Origin of the sequence: Ruminococcus sp. SR1/5 (genome assembly GCF_000209835.1) — a bacterium.
Lineage (GTDB): Bacteria > Bacillota > Clostridia > Lachnospirales > Lachnospiraceae > Blautia_A > Blautia_A fusiformis.
In genome coordinates this window covers 3,151,994-3,163,335 of record NC_021014.1, presented here as the reverse complement: position 1 = coordinate 3,163,335, position 11,342 = coordinate 3,151,994, and the positions used below count along the sequence as shown (strand labels likewise).

Annotated in this window: 7 protein-coding genes and 1 pseudogene; all 8 read left to right on the top strand. The window is 47.8% G+C overall.

Translation table 11 applies throughout. The features are described 5' to 3' along the window. The first annotated feature begins 403 nt into the window (after window positions 1-403). Window positions 404-1,759, top strand: a complete 1,356-nt coding sequence (locus tag CK1_RS15865; RefSeq protein WP_015527153.1) for an SPFH domain-containing protein — start codon at window positions 404-406, stop codon at window positions 1,757-1,759. 84 nt (window positions 1,760-1,843) lie between these two features. Continuing rightward, window positions 1,844-2,929, top strand: coding sequence for a TFIIB-type zinc ribbon-containing protein (locus CK1_RS15860; RefSeq protein ID WP_015527152.1), 1,086 nt, complete (start codon window positions 1,844-1,846; stop codon window positions 2,927-2,929). A gap of 51 nt (window positions 2,930-2,980) precedes the next feature. Further along, entirely contained in the window at window positions 2,981-3,742 is a 762-nt protein-coding gene (locus CK1_RS15855) for a TPM domain-containing protein (RefSeq protein WP_306288994.1), read from the top strand. Window positions 3,743-4,007: 265 nt separating this feature from the next. Continuing rightward, window positions 4,008-5,093 carry a 3-isopropylmalate dehydrogenase gene (leuB, locus tag CK1_RS15850; RefSeq protein ID WP_015527150.1) on the top strand — a complete coding sequence of 362 codons (1,086 nt, stop codon included), beginning with the start codon at window positions 4,008-4,010 and terminating at the stop codon, window positions 5,091-5,093. Window positions 5,094-5,212: 119 nt separating this feature from the next. Continuing rightward, window positions 5,213-6,886 (top strand): dihydroxy-acid dehydratase, encoded by a 1,674-nt coding sequence (gene ilvD / locus CK1_RS15845; protein WP_015527149.1) that lies wholly within the window; start codon window positions 5,213-5,215, stop codon window positions 6,884-6,886. 15 nt (window positions 6,887-6,901) lie between these two features. After that, the gene (gene ilvB, locus CK1_RS15840; protein ID WP_015527148.1) at window positions 6,902-8,584 is read left to right on the top strand and encodes a biosynthetic-type acetolactate synthase large subunit; all 1,683 of its coding nucleotides are present in this window, start codon (window positions 6,902-6,904) and stop codon (window positions 8,582-8,584) included. Then, the gene (gene serC / locus CK1_RS15835; protein ID WP_015527147.1) at window positions 8,577-9,659 is read left to right on the top strand and encodes a 3-phosphoserine/phosphohydroxythreonine transaminase; all 1,083 of its coding nucleotides are present in this window, start codon (window positions 8,577-8,579) and stop codon (window positions 9,657-9,659) included. Before ilvB ends, serC begins: the two co-directional genes overlap by 8 nt. Next, a pseudogene (locus CK1_RS15830) lies at window positions 9,659-10,821 on the top strand (phosphoglycerate dehydrogenase). The gene serC and the pseudogene CK1_RS15830 overlap by 1 nt, the downstream one beginning before the upstream one ends. Window positions 10,822-11,342: the final 521 nt, after the last annotated feature.

The window sequence follows — 11,342 nt, the reverse complement described above, 5'->3', positions numbered from 1 at the left end:
TCCAGCATCCCCTTCCCCGGCTGGTGCTTCCAGTGAGAAATAGTGTCGTTTGACGGTTGGTTGTGGGTCGTCAGCGCTGCGCTGGACGACTGCAATGGCTGAGTTTGTGTTTGATTGGGGGGACGGCTGAGGCGCTGCGCTGTCAGCCTGGATTGCGGATGTGCCTAGAATTGCGGATGTGATGGGAGAATAGCCTTTGATGCCAGCGCGGATGGACTGTGTGGATATGCCTACAATTGTGGATGTGATGGGAATATGACAATTGTAATATTGTATAGAAATAAGTGGATTTTTGGTAAAATTCGTGTAATAATGATGTTACTATCAGAAATGAGAGTGACGATAGCTTTGGAATATCGTAAAATTGTAAATAAGAATGAATTTTCAGAAAGGGGTTGGATTTATGGGTCTTATCAGAGCGGCTGTGGGTGCAGCGGGTGGTACGTTGGCGGATCAGTGGAAGGAGTTTTTTTACTGTGAGGCTATGGATAAAGAAGTGATGGTTGTGAAGGGGACGAAGAGGTCTTCTTCCAGGTCTTCCAATAAGCATGGGAGTGATAATATTATTTCCAGCGGCAGCGGGATCGCTGTGGCGGATGGTCAGTGTATGATGATCGTGGAGCAGGGAAAGGTTGTTGAGGTTTGTGCGGATCCGGGAGAGTATACGTATGATGCTTCTACGGAGCCGAGTATTTTTTCAGGTAGTCTGGGTGACGGAATCAGGAAGACCTTTGATACGATCGGGAAGAGGTTTGCTTTTGGCGGTGATACGGGTAAGGATCAGAGGGTGTATTATTTTAATACCAAGGAGCTTGTGGATAACAAGTTTGGTACTGCTAATCCGATCCCGTTCCGGGTTGTGGATTCCAGGATCGGGCTGGATGTGGATGTGGCTGTGAGATGTCATGGTGTTTATTCCTATAGGATCGCGGATCCCCTTCTTTTTTATACGAATGTGTGTGGAAATGTGGAGCGGGAGTATACCAGAGAGGAGCTGGACGGACAGCTGAAGGCGGAGTTTATCAGTGCGCTGCAGCCTGCTTTCGGAAGGCTTTCGGAGCTGGAGTTGCGTCCGAATCAGATCGTGACTCATAATACGGAGCTGGAGAATGCCATGAATGAGGTGCTTTCTGCCAAGTGGGAGGAGCTTCGTGGGCTTAAGGTGGTCAGTGTGGCACTTGGTTCTGTGACATTGCCGGATGAGGATGCCGAGATGATCAAGCAGGCTCAGCGTACGGCTATGATGCGTGATCCTGCTATGGCTGCGGCTACTCTGACCGGGGCCCAGGCGGATGCTATGAAGGCTGCGGCTTCTAATTCAGCAGGGGCTATGACTGGTTTTATGGGCATGGGTATGGCTGCTAATGCAGGTGGTCTGAATGCTCAGCAGTTGTTTGAGATGGGCCAGAAGCAGCAGGCGCAGCAGCAGAGTGTACAGCAGCAGGCAGCGCAGCCGGTTTCGCCGGCAGGGAACGGAGCAGGGGCTGCGGCTGGTTCCTGGACCTGCAGTTGTGGTGCGGTTTCTTCAGGGAAATTCTGTCCGGAGTGTGGTGCATCGCGTCCGGTGGAGGACAGCTGGACCTGTTCCTGCGGTACGGTGAATAAAGGCAAGTTCTGTATGAACTGTGGAGCGAAGAAACCGGAGAAGAAGATGCAGTATCGCTGCAGCAGGTGCGGATGGGAACCGGCAGATCCGGAGAATCCACCGAAATTCTGCCCGGAGTGCGGTGATCCGTTCGGACCGGAGGATGCAGTATAGATCAGAAAGAGAGATGGTCAGGAGCAAAATGCAGGGTAACTCCTGCCGGTTGTTGGATACAGAATGATGAAGTGAGGTGAATATATGGCGAAGATGCAGGAGTTTAAGTGTCCGTGCTGTGGTGGCTCCATAGAGTTTGACAGTTCTGTGCAGAAGATGAAGTGTCCGTTTTGTGATACGGAGTTTGATGTCGGGACGTTATCGGAATATGCCCAGACTGTGGAGGAAGAGCAGCCTGAGGATATGAGCTGGTCGGATGAGGCCGGCAGTGAGTGGCAGGACGGGGAGAGTGAGGGGCTGCGTACCTATGTGTGCAAGTCCTGCGGCGGTGAGATCGTGGGAGATGCCAATACGGCAGCAACGGCCTGCCCGTTTTGCGGAAGTCCGGTGGTAATGACCGGGCAGCTGTCCGGTGCACTGAAGCCGGATTATGTGATCCCGTTTAAGCTGGACAAGAAAGCGGCAAAGGAGAGGCTGAAAAAGCATCTTACCGGTAAGAGGCTTCTGCCGAAAGCATTTAAGTCAGAGAATCATATCAGCGAGGTTAAGGGCATCTACGTTCCGTTTTGGCTGTATGACACAGACGCAGATGCAGATATCCGTTACCGTGCAACAAAGACCCGGTTCTGGAGCGATAGTGATTATGATTATACGGAGACTAGCTATTATGCAGTACACAGAAGTGGTTCTCTTGGTTTTGATCATGTACCGGTGGATGGCTCTGCCAGCATGGAAAATGATCTGATGGAGTCTATAGAGCCTTTTGATTTCAAAGAAGCGGTGGATTTTCAGACTGCGTATCTGGCTGGATATTTTGCAGATAAATATGATGTGACAGCCAGCGAGTGTGAGGAACGTGCCAATGAGCGTATCCGCCGCAGCACAGAGGCTGCATTCCGGGATACGGTGAGAGGATACGCCAGTGTGGTACCGGAGAATACCAGTATCCGGCTTCATAACGGGACAACGAAATATGCGTTATATCCCGTATGGATCCTGCAGACGAAGTGGAAGGGTGATAATTACATATTTGCCATGAATGGTCAGACAGGGAAATTTGTGGGAAATCTGCCTACAGACAAGAACGCTTTTGCACGATGGTTCCTGGGAACAACGGGGGTCGTGAGTGTGATCACTTATATTATCCTGTATCTGATCTGGGCTTTGTAGGGAGGTGGATGCCATGAAAAAAGAATATCTGTATTTTTGATATCGATCCTTTTGTATCTGGCATGTGCTTTTCCAGTATGGGCAGGCACCGTAAGCCGTCTGGATGACCAGGCGGGCCTTCTGGATGCAGAGCAGCAGGAGAGCCTGAGCAGTACTCTGGATGAGATCAGTGAGCGGGATCAGGTAGATGTTGTGGTCGTTACCGTTAACAGTCTTGAGGGAAAAACAGCCCAGGCGTATGCGGAGGATTATTTTATTGACCATGGATATGGACAGGGGGAAAATGGTGACGGTATTTTATTCCTGTTGGATATGGGAGACCGTAACTGGGCCATTGCAACACACGGATATGCGATAGAAGTGTTTACGGATGCCGGACAGTCCTACATCATGGATCAGGTGAAGCCTTATTTAAGTGACGGTGATTATAACGAAGCGTTTCATAAGTTTGCCACGGAATGCGATGATTTTATCACGCAGGCAGATGAGGCAGAGCCATACGATGTGGAAAACCTTCCGGATGAGCCTTTTGCGGTTGGGATAAACCTGCTGATCGCTCTTGCTGTGGGGCTTGTGGTAGGATTACTGGTGACCGGAAATATGAGAAGAAAGCTGAAAACTGTGCGAAAACAGGATTGGGCGGCTTCTTATGTGCGGCAGGGCAGTATGAATGTGACCAGAAGTAATGATTTTTACCTCTACAGTACGGTATCAAAATCCGCAAAACCGAAAAATGAGGACAGTAACGGTGGTTCCAGCACCCATACCTCATCTTCCGGTGATACCTTCGGTGGTTCCAGCGGGAAATTCTGAGAAGATCATCAGGAAAAACAGAATATGATAAAAAAGAAAGACTGCTGTACCGGAATGGTAGGGCAGTTTTTCTTTTTTCTGTGTGCGAAAGTATGGCTCTGTGGCGGCAGAAACAGGGAATTGCCGTTTATTTTTTGCATTCCGGAAATAACTTTATCTATTTAATAGGTTGAAATCCGTCGAAAAGTGCGTTATGATAATAACAATTATCCACACCAGTGCGTTAAAATTTTACAGCACAGGGGAAATCGGAGGAGTGAATAAAATGGAGTACAAGATTGCCCTGATTCCGGGAGACGGAATCGGTCCGGAGATTGTTGCCGAGGCCAAAAAAGTTTTAGACAGAGTATGTGAGAAATACAGTCATAAATTTTCATACACAGAGGTTCTTTTAGGAGGGGCATCCATTGATGCTCACGGAGTACCTCTTACAGAGGAAGCCATTGCCCAGGCAAAAGCTTCTGATGCAGTACTGATGGGTTCCATTGGCGGTGATGCCAAGACATCCCCGTGGTATAAGCTGGAGCCGTCCAAACGTCCGGAGGCAGGTCTTCTTGCGATCCGTAAGGCGCTGAACCTGTTTGCAAACCTTCGTCCGGCGTATCTTTACAATGAGCTTCGTGATGCCTGCCCGCTCCGTGATGAGATCATCGGAGATGGTTTTGACATGATCATCGTAAGAGAGCTTACAGGAGGTCTTTACTTCGGAGCAAGAAAGACTACTGAGGAGAACGGAGTCCGCACAGCGGTAGATACTCTTTCTTATAATGAGAATGAGATCCGCCGTATTGCCATTAAGGCATTTGAGATCGCACGTAAGAGAAGAAATAAGGTTACAAGTGTAGATAAAGCCAATGTTCTTGATTCTTCCAGACTCTGGAGAAGTGTAGTGGAGGATGTGGCAAAGGATTATCCGGATGTAACACTGGAGCATATGCTGGTTGATAACTGTGCAATGCAGCTGGTACGTGATCCGAAGCAGTTTGATGTTATCCTTACAGAAAACATGTTTGGAGATATCCTCTCTGATGAGGCAAGTATGGTGACCGGTTCCATCGGAATGCTTTCCTCCGCAAGCTTAAATGAGACAAAGCTTGGTCTCTATGAGCCGAGCCATGGTTCTGCACCGGATATCGCAGGCCAGAACAAGGCAAACCCCATCGCAACCATTCTTTCCGCTGCCATGATGCTGAGATATTCTCTGGATCTTGATAAAGAAGCAGATGCTGTGGAAACAGCAGTACAGAAGGTTCTCACAGAGGGTTACAGAACAGGAGATATCATGTCTGACGGATGCAAGCTTGTCGGAACCAAAGAGATGGGCGATCTGATCGCAGATGCCATTGCATAAATAAAGCGGGACAGAGAGAAGAAAACGAAACAGAACAGAAAAAACCGGTACCTGGAAGAGGAAGTCTATAAACAGATACCGGATCCTATCGTAAAGAATAAAAAGGAGAGACCTTAAAAATGAAAAGTGATACCGTAAGAAAAGGCACACAGCAGGCACCACATCGTTCCCTGTTCAATGCCCTTGGAATGACAAAGGAAGAAATGGACAAACCACTGGTAGGAATCGTAAGCTCTTATAACGAGATCGTACCGGGACATATGAACCTTGACAAAATTGTAAATGCTGTAAAGCTCGGCGTTGCAATGGCTGGCGGCACACCGGTTGTATTTCCGGCGATCGCAGTATGTGACGGAATCGCAATGGGACACGTTGGAATGAAATATTCCCTTGTAACACGTGACCTGATCGCAGATTCCACAGAGGCCATGGCACTGGCTCATCAGTTTGATGCTCTGGTCATGGTTCCCAACTGTGACAAAAACGTACCTGGTCTTCTGATGGCAGCGGCAAGGATCAACGTTCCTACTGTATTCGTAAGCGGCGGTCCGATGCTTGCCGGCCATGTAAAAGGGCACAAAACCAGTCTTTCCAGTATGTTTGAGGCAGTAGGATCCTATGCAGCAGGAACCATCACAGCAGATGATCTGGAAGAATTCGAGAACAAAACCTGCCCGACCTGCGGATCATGTTCCGGTATGTACACTGCGAACAGCATGAACTGCCTGACAGAGGTTCTCGGTATGGGACTGAAAGGAAACGGTACCATCCCGGCAGTATACTCTGAACGTATCCGTCTTGCAAAGCATGCAGGAATGCAGGTAATGGAAATGTACAGAAGGAACATCCGCCCAAGAGACATTATGACAAAAGAGGCAGTTTTAAATGCACTTACAGTAGATATGGCACTTGGATGCTCCACAAACAGTATGCTTCATCTTCCGGCTATCGCACATGAGATCGGAATGGATTTTGATATCAGCTTTGCAAATGAGATCAGTGAGAAGACCCCGAACCTTTGCCACCTTGCACCGGCAGGCCCGACCTACATGGAAGATCTTAATGAGGCCGGTGGTGTCTATGCGGTCATGAATGAGCTGAACAAGCTGGGACTTCTCCATACAGAGTGTATGACAGTAACCGGAAAAACAGTAGGTGAGAATATCAAAAACTGTGTAAACCTGAATCCGGATGTTATCCGCCCGATCGACAATCCGTATACAAAGACAGGCGGACTTGCAGTACTGAAAGGAAACCTTGCACCGGATGGTGGTGTTGTAAAACGTTCTGCAGTTGTACCGGAGATGCTGGTACATGAAGGTCCTGCACGTGTATTTGACAGCGAGGATGACGCAATTGTTGCCATCAAGGGCGGTAAGATCGTAGAGGGAGATGTTGTGGTTATCCGCTACGAGGGACCAAAGGGTGGTCCTGGAATGCGAGAGATGCTGAATCCTACATCTGCTATTGTGGGAATGGGACTTGGTTCTTCCGTAGCCCTGATCACCGACGGACGTTTCAGTGGTGCATCCAGAGGAGCCGCTATCGGACACGTATCACCGGAGGCAGCAGTAGGCGGCCCGATCGCACTGGTTGAGGAAGGCGATATCATCAGCATCAATATTCCGGAGCTGAAACTGGAGATCAAGGTTTCAGATGAAGAGATGCAGGCTAGAAGAGAAAAATGGCAGCCAAGAGAGCCGAAGGTGACAACCGGATATCTGGCAAGATACGCTTCCATGGTAACATCCGGAAACCGTGGTGCGATCCTGGAAGTACCGAAAGCAAAATAAGGAGGAACGAAAGATATGCAGCTTACAGGTGCAGAGATCATCGTAGAATGTCTGAAGGAACAGGGCGTTGATACCGTATTTGGATATCCGGGCGGCGCGATCCTGAATGTTTACGATGCCTTATATGAATACAAAGATGAGATCACACATGTACTGACCTCCCACGAGCAGGGTGCATCCCATGCTGCTGACGGTTATGCAAGAGCGACCGGAAAGGTAGGTGTCTGCCTGGCAACCTCCGGTCCAGGAGCAACTAACCTGGTAACAGGGATCGCGACTGCATACATGGATTCCGTACCGATGGTAGCCATTACTGCAAACGTAGGAAGACCACTCCTGGGAAGAGATTCTTTCCAGGAGGTTGATATCGCAGGTATCGTAATGCCTGTAACAAAATACAGTTTCATCGTAAAGAATATCGAAGATCTTGCAGATACGTTAAGAAGAGCATTTTATATTGCAAAAAGCGGAAGACCCGGCCCGGTGCTTGTGGATGTCCCGAAGGATATCACAGGAATGAAATATGAATATGAGCCATGTCATCCGGCTACGGTTAACCGTGAGATCAAAAGTATCCGTAAAGAAGATATTGATCAGGCACTGGAAATGATCAGAGAGGCAGAGAAACCGTTTATTTTTGTTGGCGGCGGATGTGTGATCTCCGGTGCTGACCAGGAAGTACGTGAGCTGGCTCGCAGGATCCAGGCTCCTGTCTGCGATACTCTGATGGGCAAGGGTACCTTCCCGGGAGAAGATCCTCTCTATACAGGTATGGTAGGTATGCACGGAACCAAGACTTCCGATCTTGGCGTAACAGAGTGCGATCTTCTTATTGTTCTCGGTGCACGCTTCAGTGACCGTGTAACAGGAAATACCAAAACTTTTGCACATAATGCAAAAATCCTTCAGATCGATGTGGATGCTGCGGAGATCAATAAAAATATCAAAGTGGATGCCAGTGTGATCGGTGATGTGAAGGAAGTGCTGAAACGCCTTCTGGAGGAAATTCCGAAGAAAGAACATCCGGAGTGGATCGCACATATCCAGGAATTGAAATCAAAATATCCGCTGAATTATGATCACACACAGCTTACAGGTCCGTATATTATAGAGAAGCTTTATGAGTTGACCAACGGTGATGCGATCATCTCCACAGATGTTGGACAGCATCAGATGTGGGCGGCGCAGTATTATAAATACAAAGAGCCGAGAACTCTTCTTACTTCCGGCGGACTTGGAACCATGGGCTATGGCCTTGGCGCTGCAATTGGCGCGAAGATGGGCAGACCGGAAAAAACAGTTGTAAATATAGCAGGTGACGGATGCTTCCGTATGAATATGAATGAGCTGGCAACAGCTGCACGCTGTGGCAGACAGCTGATCCAGATTGTTATGAACAATCATGTACTGGGAATGGTGCGTCAGTGGCAGACGCTTTTCTATGGAAAGAGATATTCTTCCACAGTACTGGATGACGCCGTTGATTTTGTGAAATTATCAGAGGCGCTGGGTGCAAAAGCCATTCGTGTGACAAAGATGGAGGATGTGGAGCCTGCACTTAAGATGGCACTGGCAGCAGAGGGACCTGTCGTTCTGGATTGCTGGATCGATCAGGATCTGAGTGTGTTCCCGATGGTACCGGCTGGTGCGAACCTTGATGATGTATTTGACGAGGAGGATATGAAGAAACATGAGTAGAGTGTATAATTTTTCTGCCGGACCGGCAGTGCTTCCAGAGGAAGTACTCAAAGAAGTAGCGGATGAGATGATGGATTATAACGGCACAGGAATGTCTGTTATGGAAATGAGCCACAGAAGTGCAGCTTTTCAGGAGATCATTGATACTGCAGAGAAAGATCTTCGCGAGCTTATGAACATTCCGGATAACTACAAGGTACTTTTCCTTCAGGGAGGAGCATCCCAGCAGTTTGCCATGATCCCGATGAACCTTATGAAAAACAAGGTCGCAGATTATATCGTAACAGGACAGTGGGCAAAAAAAGCTTATCAGGAAGCTCAGAAATACGGAAAAGCAAACAAGATCGCCTCTTCTGAAGATAAAACCTTCAGCTATATCCCGGACTGCAGTGATCTGCCGATCAGCCCGGATGCAGACTACGTATACATCTGTGAGAACAACACCATTTACGGCACAAAATTCAAAAAACTTCCAAACACAAAAGGTAAGACTCTGGTAGCAGATGTATCCTCCTGCTTCCTGTCTGAGCCGGTGGATGTAAGCAAATATGGTATTATCTATGGCGGTGTTCAGAAGAACATCGGACCGGCAGGCATGGTTATCGTGATCATCCGTGAGGACCTGATCACAGAGGATGTTCTTCCGGGAACCCCAACCATGCTTACTTATAAGACACATGCAGACGCAGGCTCTCTTTACAATACGCCGAATGCTTACTGCATCTATGTATGCGGAAAAGTATTTAAATGGCTGAAGAAGATGGGCGGTCTGGAAGTGATGAAACAGCGCAATGAGGAAAAAGCAAAAATCCTTTATGATTACCTGGATTCCAGCAAGCTGTTCAAAGGAACTGTAGTTCCGGAAGACAGATCTCTTATGAATGTACCGTTCGTAACCGGTGACAAGGAAATGGATGCCAAGTTTGTCAAAGAGGCAACTGAAGCAGGACTTGTAAACCTGAAAGGACACCGTACTGTTGGCGGAATGCGTGCCAGCATCTACAATGCCATGCCAAAGGCCGGCGTAGAGGCACTGGTTGCATTCATGAAAAAATTCGAGGAGGAGAATGCATAATGTTCCAGTATCATTGCCTGAATCCTATCGCTGAAAAAGGTCTGAAACTTTTTGGCGATAATTATAAAAAACAGAGACCGCTGACCAGTGTGATGCAATCCTTGTAAGAAGTGCAAAAATGCACGACATGGAGCTGCCGAAGAGCGTTTGCGCAGTTGCACGTGCAGGTGCAGGCGTCAATAATATTCCGGTTAAGGAGTATGCAGAGAAGGGTGTTGTTGTATTCAACACGCCTGGAGCTAACGCAAACGGCGTAAAAGAGCTGGTACTTGCAGGTATGCTCCTTGCATCCAGAGATATCGTAGGAGGTATCGAGTGGGTTGCACAGGAGAAAGATAAAGAGCACATCGGCAAGCTTGCCGAGAAGCAGAAAAAACAGTTCGCAGGATGCGAGATCAGCGGCAAAAAGCTTGGTATCATCGGTCTTGGAGCCATTGGAGCCATGGTGGCAAACGCAGCATGCGGTCTTGGCATGGAAGTATATGGCTATGACCCATATCTTTCTATTGATGCGGCATGGAACCTGTCCAGAACCATCAAGCACAGCAAGAGCCTGGATGAGATCTACAGCCAGTGCGATTATATCACCATTCATGTGCCGCTTCTTGACAGCACTAAGAAGATGATCAACAAAGAAGCTTTCGATAAGATGAAGGACGGCGTAGTTCTTCTGAATTTTGCAAGAGATCTTCTTGTTGATGAGGATGCGCTGATCGAGGCTGTTGAGAGTGGCAAGGTTAAGAAGTATGTAACTGACTTTGCAAATGAGACAGTTGCAGGACGCGAGGGTATTCTGGTAACTCCTCATCTTGGTGCGTCTACAGAGGAATCTGAAGAAAACTGTGCAGAGATGGCTGTAAAGGAGATCCGCGATTACCTTGAGAATGGTAATATCAAAAATTCAGTTAATTATCCGAACTGTGATATGGGTACCTGTGTGGCTGTTGGAAGAATCTCTCTTGCGCACAGCAACACACCGAATATGATCAGTCAGGTTACCAAGATCCTTGGATCTGAGGGACTGAATATTGCGGATATGACGAATAAGAGTAAAGGGGAGTTTGCTTATACTCTTATTGATCTTGAGAGTGCGGCGTCTGCTAAGGCGTTGGATGAACTCAAGGAGATTGAGGGAATGTATAGGGTGCGTGTTGTTAAGTAAAGTAACAAGAGGTTAGAAATACTTTTTTTAAATACTGTGTGGCGTTTGCTTTTTTTGGCGAATGGCGCACAGTATTTTTTTGAGGAAAAAAGGAAAACCGCAAAGGGGCCGCAAAGCCGCGGCCCCTCTGCACACCCCTCGGGCTTTTTTTAGGAGTGCTTGGTTGTGGAGGACGGGAGTTTTGTTGACTTGTGTCTGTATGCGACGGTGCTGGGAACGAAAGTCTGAGCCGATGGAGGAGAACGGCCTGAAGGGGTTGTTGAGAGTGAAAAAGTCTTGAGGCCGTTATAGGTATGTGACGGTATTGGATGTGGAAGGTTGAGCTGAGAGTGAGGGTGGGAGGGCGTTGGCAGGTCTCGATGTGCGGGGCACATCTGCGGATTTTTTGGAATAATATAGAAGTGAATTTGAGGGGGAAATATATCAAATGCAGATATATCAAATGATCAAATGTAAATATATCAAATGATCAAATGTAAATATATCAAATGATCAAATGTAAATATATCAAATGATCAAAT